Source organism: Arthrobacter oryzae, from assembly GCF_030812315.1.
Lineage (GTDB): Bacteria > Actinomycetota > Actinomycetes > Actinomycetales > Micrococcaceae > Arthrobacter > Arthrobacter oryzae_B.
Genome location: NZ_JAUSSM010000019.1, coordinates 41,537 through 60,579 on the forward strand (window position 1 = coordinate 41,537; position 19,043 = coordinate 60,579).

Genomic DNA, 19,043 nt, shown 5'->3' on the forward strand with positions numbered 1-19,043 from the left:
AGCTACTGGCCGGTATTCTTTTTTTCATGTCGGCACATGGGGCGGGCCGGCATGCGCACCAAACCAAAAAGACACCGTTTCCGGGACCGGGCCGATGCCGCCCCGGGGCCGGCGGTGAACGTTTCGCTGGGGGACGTCTCGCAGAATGCACGCCAAATCAATCGCAAGTTCATTCAACCCTGTTTTGCTGTGCCGGAAACTACTTGACCAGGAGTAAAGTCCGGCCCCATTTGTCCGTCGCCACAAAGCCGGACACATTCCACTGAGCCCCTTACCCGGGGCACCCTAATGAGAGTTAGAGCGGATGAAACGCACACCTTGGAAAATTGCGCTGGGCTCGGCGTTGTCAGCGGGGCTCATCGCCGCTCCGTTGACGGCCGTCCCGGCGTTTGCAGCGGAGGTCTCACCCGCCGCTGCAGGCACCTCGCCCGTTGTCATCAACGAGGCCTACCTCAGCGGCGGCAGCGCCGGAGCAGCCTACAAGCACAAGTTCGTGGAGCTGTACAACACCTCTGATGCGCCCGTATCACTGGACGGATGGTCCCTCCAGTACCGCGCAGCCCCGGGCACGTCGGCGCCCACCGGTGTCGCGGCCCTCAGCGGCAGCATCCCCGGGAAGGGGCACTACCTGGTCCAGGGCGGCACGAACAGCGCCGCCTCCACGGCGGCCGAGCTGCCGACGCCCGACGCCGTTGCCACCGGTTTGAACCCGTCCGGGACTGCGGGAACGCTGATCCTCGCCAGGCAGGCCACCGCCGTCAGCCCGCTGGCCACCGGTTCGGTGATCGAACCGGCTAACGTTGCGGACCTGCTGGGCTACGGCCCATCCAACACTTTCGAGACGGAGGCCGCAGCCGCCCCCGCAGGCAACACCGACGTCAAGAGCCTGAACCGCTCCAACGGAGCGGACGGCAACAACAACGCCGTCGACTTCGCGCTCAGTGCCACCATCACCCCGGCTGCTGCCGGCGGCACCGTGGATCCGGATCCCGTCGACCCTGATCCTGTGGATCCGCCTCCCGCCCCGTCTGCCAGGAGCATCGCTGAAATCCAGGGTTCCGGTGCAGCCAGCCCGTTCGTCGGCGCCACCGTCACCACCAGGGGCAAGGTGACCGCGGCGTTCCCCACCGGCGGCTTCGCCGGCTTCTATGTCCAGACGCCGGGAACGGGCGGCGATCTGACGCCGGCCAGCCACACGGCGTCGGACGCTGTTTTCATCTACTCCCCCGCGGCCGTCGGATCCGTCACGATCGGCGATTACGTCGAAATCACCGGCACGGTCAGTGAATTCTTCGGGATGACGCAGGTGAGCGTGGCGGACGCATCCGGCCTGGCAAAGCTGTCCGAGGCTGCGCCGGAAGTGAAGTCCACCGGCTTCACCCTCCCGGCTGACGAAGCCTTCCGCGAATCGCTTGAAGGCATGCTGCTGACTCCGCAGGGCCCGGTGACCGTCACCGACAACTACTCCCTGAACCAGTACGGCGAAATCGGCCTGGCAGGCGGAACCACTCCGCTGGAACAGCCCACCGCCGTCGCCCCGTACGGTTCGGCTGACTACACGTCCACCGTGGCGGCGAACGCCGCCCGCGGCATCAGGCTCGACGACGGCGCCACCACCAACTTCCTCAAGGACGCCACGACCAAGGCGCAGGTGCTGCCGTACCTGACCACTGCGGAACCCGTCCGGGTGGGTTCGCCGGTGACGTTCCAGACCGACGTGGTGCTCAGCTACGCCAACAACGCCTGGAAGTTCCAGCCGCTGACCCACCTGACGCCTGAAAACGCTGGCATCGTCCAGCCGGCAACTTTCGGCGCAACCCGCGCCGGGGCCCCGGCCGCCGTCGGAGGCAACCTGAAGATTGCCTCCTTCAACGTGCTGAACTACTTCCCCACCACCGGCGACCTGCTCACCGGCTGCACGTTCTACAGGGACCGCGACGGCAACCCGATCACGGTCCAGGGCGGCTGTGACGCCCGCGGTGCCGCAAACGCCGAAAACCTCAAGCGGCAGCAGGACAAGATCGTGGCGGCCATCGGCAAGTCCGGCGCCGACGTTGTCTCCCTCATGGAGGTCGAGAACTCGGCGCACTTCGGCAAGGACCGCGACGACGCCCTTGCCAAACTGGTGGACGCCCTGAACATTGCCACTCCCGGCATCTGGGATTACGTCCGCACCCCTGCCAACGCTCCCCCGCTGGCTGACGAGGACATGATCCGCACCGCGTTCATCTACAAGAAAGCCGTTGCAGAACCGGTGGGCGAATCCGTCATCCACAATGACACAGCTGCTTTCGCGAGTGCCCGCAAGCCGCTGGCGCAGGTGTTCAAACCGGTTGACGCCCCCGACGACAAGAAGTTCATCGCCATTGCCAACCACTTCAAATCGAAAGGCTCCGCTGCCACTCCGGAGGACACCGACAAGGGCCAGGGCGCCTCGAACCTTGCCCGCACCGAGCAGGCCAAATCCCTCCTCGCATTTTCGAACGAACTGCAGTCTTCGAAGGGCACCGACAAGGTCTTCCTGATGGGCGACTTCAACGCCTACGCGAAGGAGGACCCCATTAACGTCCTTACGGCTGCCGGTTACGCCAACCAGGACGAGAAGGCCAGGAACGCCGACGGGACCGCCAAGCACTCGTACCTCTTTGGTGGCCTCGTGGGTTCCCTGGACCACATCCTTGCGTCGCCGGGTGCGAACGCCGTGGTCACCGGTGCCGACATCTGGAACATTAACTCCGTAGAGTCCGTGGCGCTGGAGTACAGCCGGTATAACAACAATGTGACCAACTACTATGCGCCGGACCAGTACAGGGCAAGCGACCACGACCCCGTGGTGGTGGGCCTGGACCTGCCGGCCGCACCGGTCACCCCGGCGAGCGTTGACCTGAACTTCCTGGGCATCAACGATTTCCACGGACGCATCGACTCCAACACCGTCCTGTTCGCGGCAACCATCGAAAAACTCCGCGAGGCTGCCGCGGCCGGCGCCACGGCGTTCCTGTCCGCGGGAGACAACATCGGGGCCTCGCTGTTCGCCTCGGCGGTGGCCAAGGACCAGCCCACCCTCGATGTGCTGAACACCCTCGAGCTGAGGGCGTCCGCGGTAGGCAACCACGAGTTCGACGGCGGCTGGACGGATCTTCGCGACCGCGTCGTCGCAGGCGGAACGAACGCCAGGTTCCCGTACCTCGGCGCCAACGTCTACAAGAAGGGCACCACGGAACCCGCCCTGCCGGAATACACGGTGCTGGAGATGAACGGAGTGAAGGTGGCCGTGATCGGCACCGTCACGCAGGAAGTACCGTCGCTGGTTACCCCGGCGGGCATCACCGAGCTTGAGTTCGGGGATCCGGTCGAGGCCATTAACCGCGTAGCGGCGAAGATCACCGGCGAGAAACTCGCCGACGTCATCATCGTGGAAAACCATGACGGCGCCGGGTCCGGTACCCCCGATGGCTCCACTTTCGAGCAGGAAGTGGCGGCCGGCGGCCCCTTCGCCAAGCTGGTCAACGAAACCTCGCCCGAGGTGGACGCGATCTTCACCGGCCACACGCACAAGCAGTACTCCTGGGATGCCCCGGTCCTGGATGCCAACGGTCAGGCGACGGGCAGGACCCGCCCCATCGTGCAGACCGGCAGTTACGGCGAGTTCATCGGCCAGATCCAGCTGACTGTTGATACGACGACGATGCAGGTGACCGGATACAAGGCCGGCAACGTCAAGCGGACCGTGCCCACAGAGACGGAAACGGCCGCTGACCTCGTGGCGAAGTACCCGCGCGTGGCGGCAGTGAAGACGATCGTCGACAAGGCCCTGGCGGACGCCGCTGTGATCGGCAACCAGCCGGTCGGCAAGGTCACCGCCGATATCACCACCGCCTTCACGCCCGCCACGGCAACCAGCCCGGCGTCCCGTGACGACCGCGCGAACGAATCCACCCTGGGCAACCTCGTGGCGGACTCCCTCGTGGACGCCCTCAAGGCTCCGGACCTCGGCGGCGCGGAAATCGGCGTCGTGAACCCCGGCGGCCTGCGCAACGAGCTGTACTTCGCGCCGGATGGGACCATCACGTACGCGGAAGCGAATGCCGTGCTTCCGTTCGTGAACAACCTCTGGACCACGTCCCTGACGGGGGCACAGTTCAAGACACTCCTGGAGCAGCAGTGGCAGACCAACCCGGACGGCACGGTCCCCAGCCGCGCCTACCAGCAGCTGGGATTGTCCAAGAACGTCAACTACACGTACGACGCCGCCCGCGCCGCAGGTGACCGCATCACGTCCATTTGGGTCAACGGTGCCCTTATCGATCCGGCCAAGTCCTACCGCGTTGGCACCTTCAGCTTCCTGGCTACCGGCGGCGACAACTTCCGGATTTTCAAGGAAGGCGCCGGCACCGACGACTCCGGCCTCGTGGACCGCGATGCCTGGATCAAGTACCTGCAGGACCGCAATCCGGTCTCGCCGGACTTTGCCCGCCGCACCGTGGCTGTTGTGAACACCACGGCAGCGGAGGTCAAGGCCGGGGATTCCATCACGCTGGCGGTGTCCAAGCTGGATCTCACCTCCCTGGGCAGCCCGGTCAACACGTCGCTCTCGGCGGCCTTCACGGACACCGCGGGCACCGTGACACAGCTCGGCACCGTCCCGGTGTCGGCAGGCGCGGCATCAGTGGACGTGAAGGTTCCTTCCGGCGCTGCTTCGGGCACCGGGATCCTGGTGCTCACGGCGGCTGAGTCAGGGACCGCGGTCAAGGCTGCTGTCCAGGTTGTTCCCAGCGGCCCGGTTCCGCCGGTCTGCACAGCGCCTGTGCCGCCCACCAAGTGGTACGACTTCCCGGGCTGGATCAGGTACGGCCTGGCCTGGCTCCAGTACCAGAAGTGCCTGAAGGGCTAGTTTCCAAGCCAGCCAAGGAACATGCCCCGCCCCCCCGGCCACGGATTCCCCTCGGAGTCCCCGGTCCGGGGGCGGGGCATGTTTTCGTTTGGGGCGAGTGATAGAGCGTTCGCCCAAAGGCACCGAAAGTGAGAGAGCGTCGCCAAGAAGGGCGCAGGAAGTGAGAGAGCGTCCTGCGGTGTTGGTCCGGGGGCGGGGCATGTTTTCGTTTGGGGCAGGGGTCAGCGGTCGAGGATGTGGCGGGCGATCTCGTCGGCGTCGCGGAGTGTCCGCTGGCCGCTGCGGTACACCGGCCCGCTCTGCGGACGCGACTCGGCGGCAATGGCCGTGCCCCACTGCGCGGCCGAGAGCTGCAGGCCCAGCACAAACAGCCCCTCGGTGACGGATCCGTTCGCGCCCACCGGCCGGTAGGGGTGCGGAATGACATCGAGGCCCGAGGTCTCCACCGGAGTCCCCTCCACCGTCATCATCAGGCGTGGCCGCACCAGGCCGTGGGCCAGGAGCTGCTCCAGCACCGGGGACACGTTCACGGCAACCCTGTTCGCGGGAGCCAATGCCTCGATCATGGTGCGGGCATGGACGGCCCCGTCACGGACCCACGGAGATGCCGCCGAGAAAGTGCCGGTATTGCGGTCGAGTGCGAATTTCGGGTCCGGACCCACAAAACTCACCACTCCCGCCCGGGCCAGGGCTGCGAGCTGCTCCGCCCGGATGGCCGGCGGCCCGCTGGCCAGGCCTTCGACGAACGATTCAAACCAGCCGCGGAGGCCGGCGACCCAGGACTCATCGGTGATGCCGCCGTCGGCGACTGCCGTTTTCAGCACCGCCCTGCCGTGGTGCAGCGCGCCGATGGCCATCTTTACCGGGTCGTCCTCGCCCAGGGCCGAGCGGCGGGCGTCATCGAGCAGGTATTCCACGACGGCGGAATCCACGTCCCCCCGCGACGCGAAAGACCGTCCGGCCAAGGGGGCTGCGAGGCCCGGGAGGTTCAGGCGCTGGTCCGGCGCCACATGCTTGGCGATCAGGACGTCGGCTTCGGCTTCCCAGTGGGAAACGCTGTGGGCGTGGGGCCGCATTGCCTCCTGGAGCAGGGCCAGGAACTCTCCGGGGTCGGTAACGGCGTCCGGCCGGGTGCGGACCAGGGTGGAGTAGTAGGCCCAGAGGGCGTCGCGCTGCAGGAGCGGCCAGATGTCGTGATCGAAGCCGGGGGTGATTCCTGCTGCCGCGAACCGCGCCACGGCGCCCTCGGTGCAGTACCGGAGCGTCACGCCAGCCGGGTAGTACCCCGCGAGGTTCGCCTTGGCCCGGTAGGGTGTCCCGCGCCGGGACGCGGCAATAACCCGCGGTTCGTCGCCGGACGGGATGTACTCCAGTTCGGTCCGGACCGGCCTGGGACCCGCGGCCGGTCCCCGGCCGGCTTCCGCTGCCACGAACTTCCCGCCGCGCCCTTCGGTGAGCTGGCCCATGACATCGAAGAAGTTCAGCCCCATGCCGCGCACCAGCACGGGCTGGCCTGCGGGCACCACAGACCAGTCGACGTCGGCGGGTGCCGCCGGCGGCAGGTACAGGAGCCCCAGCTGGCCGGCACCTGACTGGAGCTCGCGCTGTTCGGCGTTAAGCCTGGACTCGAGGTGCCCCAGGGCCAGTACCACGGAACCGACGGTGAGCGGCCCGCCGTCCTCGAGTTCGACGTCGAACCTTCCGTTGCCTGCCGGCCGGACAGCTGTGGCAATGGTGCGGTGGAACCGGACGGTCACTCCGTCCGGAAGGTGTGCCAGCAGATCGTCGAGCGTGGAGCTCAGGTACCGCCCGTAGAGGGCGCGGCTCGGAAAGTCCTCTGATCCGAGGCCGGACAGTTCGGCGCGTTCGTCCTCGGTGAGCGAGGCCAGCGGGTGGTCCTGCTGCGCGGCCCGCCACTTGTCGAAGGTGGCGCCCGCCACGGGCGCCGCGAGTTCAGGGTCCTCGGGAATGACTGTGGGATAGAACGCCTGCGTGTTCATCAGGTACAGCCTCGACTGGCCGGGCTGCCACACGTGGCCCGGCCCCGCCGGGTAGGGATCCACCACATCGATGTGGAGGCCCGCAGCGCCGCCGGGTCCGGAAACTGAGGGGTTCCTGAGCCGCCAGTTGGCGAGGAGGCGTTCCAGGACACTGGTGCCGCGGGGTCCGGCCCCTATTAGTGCCGTCCGGATGCTTTGCGATGTGCCCACGCCCTCCAGAGTATCCGCATGTGACTTGCTAGCTGCGCGCCGATGTTGTTTCGTAGGGGCCATGACCACCACAGCAGCTGATCACCAGCCCGCGTCGGGCGCCCCTTCCCCGAACGGAAAAGCGCCCGAACCGACCGACGAGAATATCTGGCTTGAGGAGGTCTACGGCGAGGAACCGCTGGCCTGGGTACGTGAACAGAACGCCCGCACCGAGGACCTGCTCGAGGATGCCGACTACGCCAGGCTCGAAAGCCGCATCCTGGAGGTGCTGGACTCCACGGACAAGATCGCCATGGTGGGCAAGCACGGCGACTGGTACTACAACTTCTGGCGTGACGGGCAGAACCCGAAGGGGCTGTGGCGCCGGACGTCCTGGGAGAGCTACCGGAGCGGGGCGCCCGAATGGGATGTGCTGCTGGACGTCGATGCCCTAGCCGCTGCCGAAGGCGAGGAGTGGGTCTTCCACGGCGCCAATTTCCTCCGCCCGGCAGCAGCCGGCGAACCGCACCGGCTGGCGTTGCTGGCTCTCTCCCCCGACGGCGGCGACGCCAACCGCTACCGCGAGTTCGACGTCGAAACCCGCACTTTCGTGGACCCGGCGTCAGGCGGGTTCGACCTCCCGACGGCCAAGGGCAACGCCTCCTGGCTGGACAGGGACACGCTGCTGGTGGCCAGCACCGCCGACGGTATGCCCAAGACGTCATCGTCCTACGCGCGCACCGCCGTCAAGCTACCCCGCGGCGGGTCGCTCGCGTCCGCCGAACAGGTCTTTGAAATCCCCGAGGACCACATGATGGCGCTGGTTGCCCATGACTCCACGCCGGGGTACGAACGAACCTTCGCCATGGACTGGATCAGCTTCTTCAACAGGAACACGTCCGTGCTGCGGGACGGCGCATGGGTTGTTATCGACGCCCCGACCGACGTGAACCTGAGCGTGCACCGCAAGTGGCTGCTGTTCCGCCCGCAGGGAGACTGGGACGTCAACGGAACCATGTACCCCGCCGGCTCGCTGCTCGCCGCGGACTTCGAGGACTACCTTGCGGGCAGCCGCGAACTCCAGGTCCTGTTCACTCCGGATGCGCACACGTCGCTGCAGTCCTGGAGCTGGACCCGGAACTTCCTTCTGCTCAACCTCCTGCGGGACGTCTCGTCGGAAATCCGTGTCCTGGACCCGGAACGGCCCGGAACCGATTCGGCCTGGGCGTCCACACTGCTGGACGCCTGCCCGCCGCTGCATGACGTCAACGCTTTCGCCGTTGACGACGAGGACGACGCCGGTGACTCGGACGACGACGACGGCACCGGCGGCGATGTGACCGTTCCGGAAGGCGAAGCTCCAGGTGCAGGGGATGACTTCTGGCTCGTGGCCACCGGCTTCACCACGCCCAGCACGCTGACCCGGGGGACGCTGCGCCGTACCGGCGAAGGCGACATTGTGAGCGAACACGCCGTCATCCGCACCTCGCCGTCCTACTTTGATGATGCCGCCTACGAGGTCCAGCAGCACTTCGCTGTGTCCGACGACGGCACCCGGGTCCCGTACTTCCAGGTGGCTTCCAAGGACCTGGTGCTCGACGGACAGAACCCCACGCAGCTGTCCGGGTACGGCGGATTCGAAGTCTCCCGGACGCCTGCCTACAGCGGCGCAATCGGCCGGGCCTGGCTGGAACGGCGGACGGAATCACCGGGCGGAGCCGAAGGGACGGGAGAAGGCGCCCCGTCGCAAACCCGCGGCGGCGTGTACGTGGTGGCGAACATCCGTGGCGGCGGCGAGTACGGGCCGTCGTGGCACCGCGCCGCGCTGCAGGAGAAGCGCCACCGGGCGTTCGAGGACTTCGCGTCCGTGGCCCGGGACCTGATCTCGCGCGGGGTCACGTCCAGGGAGCGGCTCGGGTGCGTGGGCGGCTCCAACGGCGGCCTGCTGGTCGGCAACATGCTGACGCAGTACCCGGAGCTGTTCGGCGCCGTGTCCTGCGGGGTGCCGCTGCTGGACATGCGCCGCTACACCAAGCTGTCTGCCGGCTACTCGTGGATCGCTGAATACGGGGATCCGGATGTGCCCCAGGAGTGGGAGTTCATCCGGACGTTCTCGCCCTACCACCTCCTTCGCGACGGCGTGGACTATCCGGAGACCTTCATCTGGACCGCAACCTCCGACGATCGCGTGGGTCCGGTGCAGGCCCGCAAGATGGCGGCCCGGATGCAGGCCATGGGCATCCCCAATGTCTGGTTCCACGAGGCGCTGGAGGGCGGACACGCCGGCGCCTCGGACAACCGGCAGGCGGCCGCCCTGCAGAGCCGGAGCCAGCATTTCCTGTGGCGTTCCCTGGCGGGACACTCCGAGGCGTAGCTCCGCGGGGTAGCGCCACGGCGGCTGGCGGGCGGCCGTGGCGCGCGCGTTTCGTGCCGTTTTGCACTGAATGCCCCGTTCTGCGTATCCTTGGTGGGCTAGGAATAGCAATTGGAGACGTGCCAGAGCGGCCGAATGGGCTTCACTGCTAATGAAGTGTGGGGCACAACTCCACCGGGGGTTCAAATCCCCCCGTCTCCGCGTTTGGCCCCGGTCCTTGGACCGGGGCCTTTTGCGTTCCCCGGATCTTGCGCGCTCCGGACCTTCCGCGTTTGCTTCCGCCGGGAAGGCGCCCGGGATGGCAGGATAGCCGGATGGCGGGCAGCAGCAATCATGACGTGGTTATTGTCGGTGGCGGGCACAACGGGCTGGCGGCCGCCGCCTATCTGGCCAGGGCCGGGCGGGACGTCCTGCTGCTGGAGAAACTGGACCACGCCGGCGGCGCGGCCGTTTCCGCCCAGGCGTTCGACGGCGTCGACGCCCGGCTTTCGCGGTACTCCTACCTGGTGAGCCTGCTGCCGCAGGAAATCATTGACGACCTCGGCCTGCAGATCGGGCTGGCACGGCGCCGCTACTCCTCTTATGCGCCGGACCCGGGCAGTCCCGGCCGCGGACTCCTGGTCGACAACGGTGACCCCGGGGCCACGGCTGCATCCTTCGCTGCAGTGGGGGCGCCGGCCACCGAGGCCGCGGCCTTTGAACACTTCTACGCGGAATGCCGGAAGCTCACCGGTGCGCTGTGGCCCACCATGACCTCCCCTTTGCTCACGCGTTCGGAGGCGAAGCGGCTGGCCGCAGCGGCCGGAGCCGGGGACGTGTGGGAATCGCTGATCGAGAAGCCGATTGGCGAAGCCATTGCCGGCAGGCTGCGAAGCGACCTGGTGCGCGGCGTGGTCCTGACGGATGCGCTGATCGGGACCTTCGCCAGGGCGGACAGCGCGGACCTCCAGCAGAACATCTGCTTCCTCTACCACCTCCTGGGCGGCGGCACCGGTGACTGGGATGTTCCCATCGGCGGCATGGGGGCTGTCTCGGACGAGCTCGAGCGCGCCGCCCGCGAAGCCGGCGCCACCATCCTGACGTCGGCCGAGGTCACGGCCGTCCGGTCCGGCGGCTCGGTGGACTACCGTCATGGAGTCCAGGAGCACTCAGTCTCCGCGGACTGGGTCCTGTCCAACGTCGCGCCCGCAGTCCTGGACAGGCTGCGGGGCAGCAGCACCGGGGAGCCCGCGAACCCGAACCACCGGCGCGAGGGTTCACAGGTCAAGGTGAACCTGCTGCTCAAGCGGCTGCCGCGGCTGCTGGACAGCGGCGTCAGCCCGGAAGCGGCCTTCGGCGGCACGTTCCACATCAATGAAACCTGGGCCCAGCTGGACGGTGCCTACCTGGCAGCGGAGCAGGGCAGAGTCCCGGATCCGCTGCCGTGCGAGATCTACTGCCATTCGCTGACCGATCCCACCATCCTCTCGCCGGAGCTGCAGGCCTCCGGCGCCCACACCATGACTGTCTTCGGGCTGCACGTTCCGGACAGGCTCATCACGGCGGAGAACAACGAACAGATGCGCACGGCGCTGCAGGCCGCCGTCGTGAAATCCCTCAATTCGGTGCTGGCGGAGCCGATCGAGGAGCTGCTGCTGACCGGCGCCGACGGAACCCCGTGCATCGAAACCAAAACCACGCTGGATATTCAGCGTGCGGTGGGCATGCCCCGAGGCAACATCTTCCACGGCGGGCTCGACTGGCCGTTCGCCGAGGACGACGCGCCGCTGGACACCCCCGCCCGGCGCTGGGGCGTGGCCACCGACGATCCCCGGATCCTGCTGTGCGGCTCCGGAGCACGGCGCGGCGGCGCAGTGAGCGCCCTTGGCGGCCACAACGCCGCCCAGGCGGTGCTGGAGTCCTAGCGGTCCGCCGATCAGGGTTTCGGGCTTAGGGGTTCGCGGTCTTGGGCGCCCCGGAACGTCCCCTGCTGACTTCGGCGCCAGCTTGCCGGGGCAGCGCCAGGCTGTCAGCGGTACTGAGCAGCATCAGCACCGTGATGGCCAGGAATGCGCCCCGGTAGGGCGCCACAGGATCTGCCCCGAAGGCGCCGGGGGCGGCGAAGAGCCGCAGGAACAGTGCGCCGACGGCGATCCCGGCACCGGCCGCAAGCTGGACCAGGGTGGCCGAAATCGCGTTGGCGGAAGGCAGCTGACCGGGGACGATGTCGGCGTACTGAATGGAAGCGTACGCCGAGAAGCCGATGGAGCGGAACGCGCCGCTGCAGACCAGCAAGGCGAAGATCAGCGGTTCCGGCGTTCCTGCATCCAGCAGGGCGCAGAGGGCAAAGGTTGCGGCCGACGCGAGCGATGCGAAGACGAGGACGGGCTTGAAGCCGAACCTGCGGATGAGCGGCGTAGTTGCCGGTTTGATGCCGATATTGCCCACGAAGACGGCGGCCACCATGATGCCCGCATGCAGGGGATCCCACCCAAAACCGTCCTGGAACATGAGCGGCAGCAGGAACGGGACAGCGCTGATGGTAAGGCGGTAGACGAACCCACCGGTGGACGTTGCCCGGAATGTCCGGGTGGCAAAGACGTTCAGCTGGAACAGCGGGTTGCTGGTGCGCCGCAACCACAGGACCGCCCCCGCAATTGACACGAAGCCTGCCGCCACGCTGATCGCCCCGAAGGGTTCCGAGGCGTGGGCGGTGGCGAGTTCGAGCCCCACCACCAGGGCGCCCACGCCCAGCGTGGTCAGGAGCAGCCCCACCCAGTCCAGGCGCCGGGACTGGTCGCCCGCTCCCTGCGGAACCAGGCGCAGGGCGGCTATGAACGCGGCCAGTCCCAACGGAATGTTGATCAGGAAGATCCAGTGCCACGAGAGGAACGTGGTCAGCGCCCCGCCGACCAGCGGCGCCAGGACCGGCGCCAGCAGCCCGGGCCACACCAGATACGCCGTGGCGCGGAGCAGGTCTTCCTTGGGTGTCCGGCGCAGCACCACAAGCGTCCCGACCGGCACCATCATGGCGCCGCCTGCGCCCTGCAGGACCCGGCTGACGGTGAGCATGGAGAGGTCCTGGCTCAGCGCGCACAGCAGCGAAGCAATGGTGAACACGGCGATGGCGGCGCAGAAAACACGACGGGCGCCCACGCGTTCGGCCAGCCATCCGCTGACCGGAATGCCCATGGCCACCGTCATGAGGTAGGCCGTCATGGTGATGTTGACGTCCGCCGGCGCCACGGCGAAATCCGCCGCGATGCTGGGGATGGCTGTGGTCAGTACCGTGCCGTCCAGGAACTCCATAAAGAAGGTCGCAGCAACCAGCAGGGCCAGCCGGGGCTGCCACTCCGGGCGGACAGCCGAAGCGGCGTTGCTCTGTGGTTCGCTCATGGCTCCCGGCCTGGACTCATTCGCCGATCCTATAGGCGTGCCAGGCATGGTGCCAGAATAAGTCCGCCGCTTACGGGGCCCGGCCGGCGGAGCCTTAGCCTGCCTGTCCCAGCACCAGCGGAAGCACGGCCCCGGCCCCGGCACGGCGCAAGGCCCGGCCGGCAACTGTTACCGTCCAGCGGCTGTCCGTGAGGTCATCCACCAGCATGATGCTTTGCCCCTGGATGCCGGCCATGGCAGTCTCCAGCCCGGGCCCCACAGCGAACCGTTCCCACACGCCCGCCAGCCGGTAGGCGCTGTTGCCCCCGCGCCCGCCGGTGGGTCCGCCGTGCTCCAGCTGCAGCTCGCCCAGGTACGGTATGCGGCCAATCTCGGAGATGCCCCTCGCCAGGGAGCCAACCAGGCCGGGCTTGCTCCGCGAGGGGACGCTGACGATGGCTGCGGGACGTCCTGCTCCGCTCCAGCCGGGGTTGCGCCCGTTTCCGGCGCCCCACTCGCGGAGGACCTGGACGCAGGCCTGGAGCATGGCGGGGTCGACTTCGCGGTCCGCAGCGCCGGACGCGAAAATTTCCCGCAGCGCACCGCCCCAGCCGAGGTCAGTCAGGCGGGCAAGCACCCGGCCCTCTGCCAGGCTTTCATCCGGCTTGATCTTGCCCTTGACGGTCACGCCGAGCCTGTCCATGCCGCTGGGCCACTGCAGGCGGGGCTCCAATGCGACCCCGGCACGGCTGAGCGTCTGCCCCGCCGCTTCCGTTGCAGCTGACGCGACGTCCGCCGGGAACCAGCGTCCGGCGCAGTTGTCGCAGCGGCCACAGGCATGGGCGGTTTCATCGTCCAGGACCGAGGTGATGTACTCCATCCGGCAGCCGGCAGTGTCCTGGTAGATCACCATGGAATCCTGCTCATCCACCCGGGCCTCGGCAATGCGGGTGTACCGTTCGGCGTCGTAGGTCCAGGGCTGGCCGGTGGAACGCCAGCCGCCGCCCACACGCTCCACTGCACCGTCCACGGACAGGACCTTGAGCAGCAGTTCCAGCGGAGTGCGCCGCAGGTCCACGCGGGCTTCGAGGGCCACAGTGGAAACAGCGGCACCGGCTTCGGCCAGCGCGGTCAGGACCGCCGCGGCCTTTTCCTCCGACGGCATGGATGCCGTGGCGAAGTACTGCCAGATGTCGCGGTCCTCCGAGCCGGGCAGCAGCAGGACATCGGCGTTCGCCGCGCCACGTCCCGCACGGCCCACCTGCTGGTAGTAGGCCACCGGGGAGGACGGAGCGCCCAGGTGCACCACGAAGCCCAGGTCGGGTTTGTCGAAGCCCATGCCCAGGGCCGAGGTGGCCACCAGCGCCTTGACCTCGTTGTCCTTGAGGAGCTGCTCCGCCCGTTCACGGTCCGCGGGGTCCGTGCGCCCGGTGTAGGCGAGCACCTCATGACCGGCCTCGGCGAGCAGGCGCGCGGTGTCCTCGGCGGCGGAGACTGTGAGGGTGTAGATGATGCCGCTGCCCGGCAGGTCTGCCAGGTGCGTCAGCAGCCAGCCCAGGCGGTCGCGGGAGTCCGGCAGGCTCAGCACCCCGAGCCGGAGCGATTCACGGCCCAGGGCGCCGCGGATGGTGAGCACGCCGTCGCCCAGCTGTTCCTCGATGTCGTGAACCACGCGGGAGTTGGCGGTTGCGGTGGTGGCCAGCACGGGCACGGTCTCCGGAAGTTGTTTGATGAGGTCGGCGATGCGACGGTAGTCAGGGCGGAAGTCATGGCCCCAGTCCGAGATGCAGTGTGCCTCGTCAATCACCAGGAGCCCTGTGCGGCGGATCAGTTCCGGAAGCTGGTTCTCCCGGAACGAAGGATTGGTGAGCCGCTCCGGCGAAACAAGCAGCACATCCACCTCGTCCGCAGCCAGCTGCCCGCGGACAGCAGCCCACTCCAGCTGGTTGGCGGAGTTGATGGCGACCGCGCGGACGCCTGCCCTGGCCGCTGCCGCCACCTGGTCCCGCATCAGTGCCAGCAGCGGCGAGACGATCAGTGTGGGGCCGGCTCCGCGGCGCCTGAGCAGCAGCGACGCCACAAAGTAGACGGCCGATTTTCCCCAGCCGGTGCGCTGCACCACGAGGGCGCGGCGTCCGCCGTCGACCAGTGCCTCAATGGCCTCGTACTGGCCGTCATGAAAGCGGGCTTCGGGATGTCCCACCAAGCTTCTCAGCACTTCCAGGGCCTGGTCCCGGGTGCCCGTTTCACCCGCGGGAAGGTCGGCGGAAGCGGAAAGGACAGCAGCATTCTGGTTATTGGCCATTGGTTCAGTATCCCAGCCCCCCTGACAGCCGGGAAGTTCAGGCTCCGGCCATGTGGACAGCAGATTTCAAACCCGGGCATGCACGGCGCGCCCGCGTAACTCAACTACTCCTCCACAGCCGCGCTGTGCTTCACCGTAAGATGGAATGCGTGACTAGCGACCAGACAAAGACTTTTGACCTTTCGGCATCGTTCAAGGCCTACGACGTGCGTGGCATTGTGGGCGAATCGATTACCGCCGAAATCGTCGAAGCCGTAGGCGCCGCGTTCGTGGATGTCCTGAAGCTCGAGGGCCAGACTGTCCTGGTGGGCGGCGACATGCGCCCCTCCTCCCCCGAGTTCAGCAAAGCCTTCGCCAACGGTGCCGCCACCCGCGGGGCAAACGTCCAGCTGCTGGACCTCATCTCCACGGACGAGCTTTACTACGCCTGCGGTGCGCTCAACGCGGCCGGTGCCACCTTCACCGCCAGCCACAATCCCGCCGCGTACAACGGCATCAAGATGTCCAAGGCCGGAGCCCAGCCCATCTCCTCGGAATCGGGCCTGAAGGAAATTCAGGCACGCGCGGAGGACTACCTCCACGCCGGATCCATCCCGGCCGCCGCCACGCGCGGACTCATCGGAGTCCACGATGTCCTGAAGGACTACGCCGAATACCTGCGCACGCTTGTGGACCTCAAGGGTTCCCGACCCCTTAAGGTGGTTGTGGACGCCGGCAACGGCATGGCTGGCCTGACAACCCCGGCTGTGCTCGGCGACGCCCTCCTGCCTAAGCTGCCTTTCGACATCATTCCCCTTTACTTCGAGCTGGACGGTTCCTTCCCGAACCACCCGGCCAACCCGCTCGAACCGGAAAACCTGCTGGACCTGCAGGCTGCCGTCGTCGAGCACGGCGCGGACATCGGGCTTGCCTTTGACGGAGACGCTGACCGCTGCTTCGTCATCGACGAGAAGGGCAACCCCGTCTCGCCGTCAGCCATCACCGGAATGGTGGCCCGCCGCGAGATCGCCAGAGCCAAGGCGCAGGGCGAGGAAACCCCCACCATCATCCACAACCTGCTGACCTCCAAGGCCGTCCCGGAACTCGTGGCACACGACGGCGGCCGCGCGGTCCGCACACGGGTCGGGCACTCGTTCATCAAGGCCGTCATGGCCGAGGAAGGCGCCGTCTTCGGCGGGGAGCACTCCGCGCACTTCTACTTCCGCGACTTCTGGAATGCAGACACGGGCATGCTGGCCGCCATGCACGTCCTTGCCGCCCTCGGCGAGCAGGACCGCCCGCTGTCCGAGCTCGGCCACGAGTACGAACCCTATGTCTCCTCCGGGGAAATCAACTCTGAAATTGACGACAAGGCAGGCGCCGTAGAGCGCGTACGCGCCGATTTTGCCGGCGAGGACGTCGATGTCGACTTGCTGGATGGAAGCACCTTCACTGCCCGCGACGGCAGCTGGTGGTTCAACCTGCGCCCGTCCAACACCGAACCGTTCCTTCGCCTTAACGCCGAGGCCACGGACAGGCCCACGATGGAACGCATCCGCGACCGCGTGCTGGCCCTGGTCAACGGCTAGGCCCGCCCGCATGACTGAACTTCCCGGAACACCATGGCGGGATTCCGTGCCCGAGGCCACGGCCATCGACCTGGAAAACCTGCTGGGCACCGGTGTCGGTGCGGCCCAGGAGCAGCTCGGGCGCAATGGCGGGTTCCTGCCTTTCGCCCTGGTAGTGGAGAACGACGGCGAGGTGCGCCTCGTCGCCGTCACCCCTGCGGACGCTGAGGACGGTTCGGAGGGTGAATTCGATGCCGATACGATGATCAGCGACCTCACCGAACTGCTTCGGCAGAACCGGGACGAATTCCGCGCCGCTGCCGTGGTCTGCGACATCACCCTGCTGGAAGAGGACACGGATGCCATCCACGTGGCGGCCGAGCACCGCGACGGTTCCGTGTTCGCCGCCGTCCTGCCCTACGAACCCAACACCGAGTCACGCGAATGGGAGTTCGGGCAGCTTTCAGCTGATTCCAACGAGCCCGCCATCTGGGTGGACTAGACCTCCACTAGGTTGATGACATGAAGATCAATGCCTTCGCGGACGTGAGCCTGCGGGCCATGATGGTGCTGGCAGCTGCACCGGACGGCAACCTGCTGACCACCCAGAGCATCGCCGACGCCGTGGGCACCCCCTACAACCACGTCAGCAAGGCCATGGCCAAACTCCGTGAACTTGGCGTGATCGACGTCGAACGGGGCCGGAACGGCGGCTCCAGGCTCAACGCCGCCGGACGCAGGGCCACCGTGGGCCAGTTGCTGCGGCTCCTGAACACCCGCGTGGATCCGGCCGACTGCCATTCACTGAATGGCGACTGCCCGCTCATCAACGAATGCCGGCTTCGCGGTGCCCTCTCCCGCGCACGTGAAGCCTTTTACCGCGAACTCGACGACATCGTGGTGTCCACCCTCCCCGGATCCCGCCAGATGGCGCCGGTGTTCCAAGCGATCGGGCTACGCCCGGGGCTCTGACTCCCGGTCTCCTGCCCCCCGCCATTTCCGGAACCGCCCCCCCGATTTTGATATGTCTTCTACGACGTGTAGAACTTAGGTATAAATACTTGTATTTCAAATACAGGTATTGAACGCGGTCCGGATGTACGCCCCGGGCCCTTAACTCAGGAGTACGCATGCTCTCGGACAAATCCCGCCCCGTCATCGAGGCCACTCTGCCGCTGGTCGGTTCCCGGATCGGCGAAATCACCCCCAAGTTCTACGCCCGGCTCTTTGCGGCGCACCCCGAACTGCTGGACGGACTTTTCAGCCGTTCGAACCAGCGCAACGGCAACCAGCAGCAGGCCCTGGCCGGAAGCATCGCCGCTTTCGCGACCCACCTGGTGAACAACCCCGGCACCCTGCCGGAGACCGTGCTCGCCCGCATCGCCCACCGCCATGCCTCCCTCGGCATCACCGAACCCCAGTACCAGGTGGTCTACGAGCACCTCTTCGCCGCCATCGCCGAAGACCTGGCCGAGGTCATCACCCCGGAAATCGCCGAAGCCTGGACCGAGGTCTACTGGCTGATGGCCGACGCCCTGATCAAGCTCGAAAAGGGCCTCTACGCCGCACAGGCCAATGGCACGATGTGGAGCCCTTGGAAGGTCGCCGCCAAGACCCCCGCCGGCACCGGCTCGATAACCTTCACCCTGGAACCGGCCGACGGCACCCCCATCACGCCCGCCCTGCCCGGCCAGTACGTCAGCGTCAAGGTCACCCTCCCGGACGGGCTGCGCCAGGTCCGCCAGTATTCGCTCTCCGGCGATGCCGGCACGAGCCGCAGCTTCACCACCAAGAAGGACGACGGCGGCGAAGTCTCCCCCGTCCTGCACGACACCGTCCAGGTAGGCGACATCCTCGAGATCTCCAACCCCTACGGCGAGATCACGCTCAAGGAAGGCGAGGGCCCCGTGGTCCTGGCCTCCGCCGGCATCGGCTGCACGCCGACCGCGTCCATCCTGCGCTCCCTGGCGGACGCCGGTTCGGACCGCCAGGTCCTGGTCCTTCACGCGGAAAGCGACCTGGAGTCCTGGGCGCTGCGCTCCCAGATGACGGACGACGTCGAACGCCTCGAGGGGGCAGACCTCCAGCTCTGGCTGGAGGAACCGCAGTCCGGTTCCAACGCCGGCTTCATGTCGCTGCGGGAAGTGGACCTTCCGGCCGACGCGTCACTGTACCTGTGCGGGCCGCTGCCGTTCATGAAGCACATCCGCAACGAAGCCATCAATGCGGGAATCCCCGCCACGAAGATCCACTACGAAGTCTTCGGCCCGGACATCTGGCTGGCGAGCTAGCTGTATTGACCACGTACGTTAGTGACGCTCGGCGTGGTTTGGTGACATGAAGAAGACCTCCGGGTGGAGTGGGGCTTGTCTAGAGTCCA

The 19,043-nt window shown here is 67.2% G+C and carries 10 protein-coding genes and 1 tRNA gene; 8 read left to right on the top strand and 3 right to left on the bottom strand.

Going from position 1 to position 19,043, the window contains the following annotated elements; genetic code table 11:
- Nucleotides 1-304 precede the first annotated feature (304 nt).
- On the top strand, nucleotides 305-4,894 hold the full coding sequence (locus J2S97_RS22555; protein WP_307052165.1) for an ExeM/NucH family extracellular endonuclease: 4,590 nt from the start codon (nucleotides 305-307) through the stop codon (nucleotides 4,892-4,894).
- A 221-nt stretch (nucleotides 4,895-5,115) separates the two neighbouring features.
- Here the strand turns inward: J2S97_RS22555 and J2S97_RS22560 are convergent, their stop codons facing one another.
- Nucleotides 5,116-7,104, bottom strand: coding sequence for an FAD/NAD(P)-binding protein (locus J2S97_RS22560; RefSeq protein ID WP_307052166.1), 1,989 nt, complete (start codon nucleotides 7,102-7,104; stop codon nucleotides 5,116-5,118).
- A 61-nt stretch (nucleotides 7,105-7,165) separates the two neighbouring features.
- Here J2S97_RS22560 and J2S97_RS22565 point away from each other — a divergent pair, with 61 nt between their 5' ends.
- The 3 genes from J2S97_RS22565 to J2S97_RS22575 all read left to right on the top strand — a co-directional run bounded on the left by J2S97_RS22565 (nucleotide 7,166) and on the right by J2S97_RS22575 (nucleotide 11,361).
- Entirely contained in the window at nucleotides 7,166-9,457 is a 2,292-nt protein-coding gene (locus J2S97_RS22565) for a prolyl oligopeptidase family serine peptidase (protein ID WP_307052167.1), read from the top strand.
- Between the two features lie 113 nt (nucleotides 9,458-9,570).
- Nucleotides 9,571-9,658, top strand: a tRNA-Ser gene (locus tag J2S97_RS22570).
- A 113-nt stretch (nucleotides 9,659-9,771) separates the two neighbouring features.
- Nucleotides 9,772-11,361 carry a phytoene desaturase family protein gene (locus J2S97_RS22575; protein ID WP_307052168.1) on the top strand — a complete coding sequence of 530 codons (1,590 nt, stop codon included), beginning with the start codon at nucleotides 9,772-9,774 and terminating at the stop codon, nucleotides 11,359-11,361.
- A gap of 25 nt (nucleotides 11,362-11,386) precedes the next feature.
- Here the strand turns inward: J2S97_RS22575 and J2S97_RS22580 are convergent, their stop codons facing one another.
- Both J2S97_RS22580 and J2S97_RS22585 read right to left on the bottom strand, forming a co-directional pair.
- A complete protein-coding gene (locus tag J2S97_RS22580) occupies nucleotides 11,387-12,832 on the bottom strand; it encodes an MFS transporter (RefSeq protein ID WP_307052169.1) in 1,446 nt (481 codons plus the stop codon).
- Between the two features lie 94 nt (nucleotides 12,833-12,926).
- Nucleotides 12,927-15,116, bottom strand: coding sequence for a RecQ family ATP-dependent DNA helicase (locus tag J2S97_RS22585; protein ID WP_307052170.1), 2,190 nt, complete (start codon nucleotides 15,114-15,116; stop codon nucleotides 12,927-12,929).
- Nucleotides 15,117-15,265: 149 nt separating this feature from the next.
- Here J2S97_RS22585 and J2S97_RS22590 point away from each other — a divergent pair, with 149 nt between their 5' ends.
- The 4 genes from J2S97_RS22590 (at nucleotide 15,266) to J2S97_RS22605 (ending at nucleotide 18,954) form a co-directional block, all read left to right on the top strand.
- A complete protein-coding gene (locus tag J2S97_RS22590) occupies nucleotides 15,266-16,684 on the top strand; it encodes a phosphomannomutase/phosphoglucomutase (RefSeq protein ID WP_307052171.1) in 1,419 nt (472 codons plus the stop codon).
- A gap of 10 nt (nucleotides 16,685-16,694) precedes the next feature.
- Nucleotides 16,695-17,165, top strand: a complete 471-nt coding sequence (locus tag J2S97_RS22595) for a hypothetical protein (RefSeq protein WP_307052172.1) — start codon at nucleotides 16,695-16,697, stop codon at nucleotides 17,163-17,165.
- 20 nt (nucleotides 17,166-17,185) lie between these two features.
- On the top strand, nucleotides 17,186-17,635 hold the full coding sequence (locus tag J2S97_RS22600; protein ID WP_307052173.1) for an RrF2 family transcriptional regulator: 450 nt from the start codon (nucleotides 17,186-17,188) through the stop codon (nucleotides 17,633-17,635).
- A 158-nt stretch (nucleotides 17,636-17,793) separates the two neighbouring features.
- On the top strand, nucleotides 17,794-18,954 hold the full coding sequence (locus J2S97_RS22605; RefSeq protein WP_307052174.1) for a globin domain-containing protein: 1,161 nt from the start codon (nucleotides 17,794-17,796) through the stop codon (nucleotides 18,952-18,954).
- The last annotated feature ends 89 nt before the right edge of the window (nucleotides 18,955-19,043 follow it).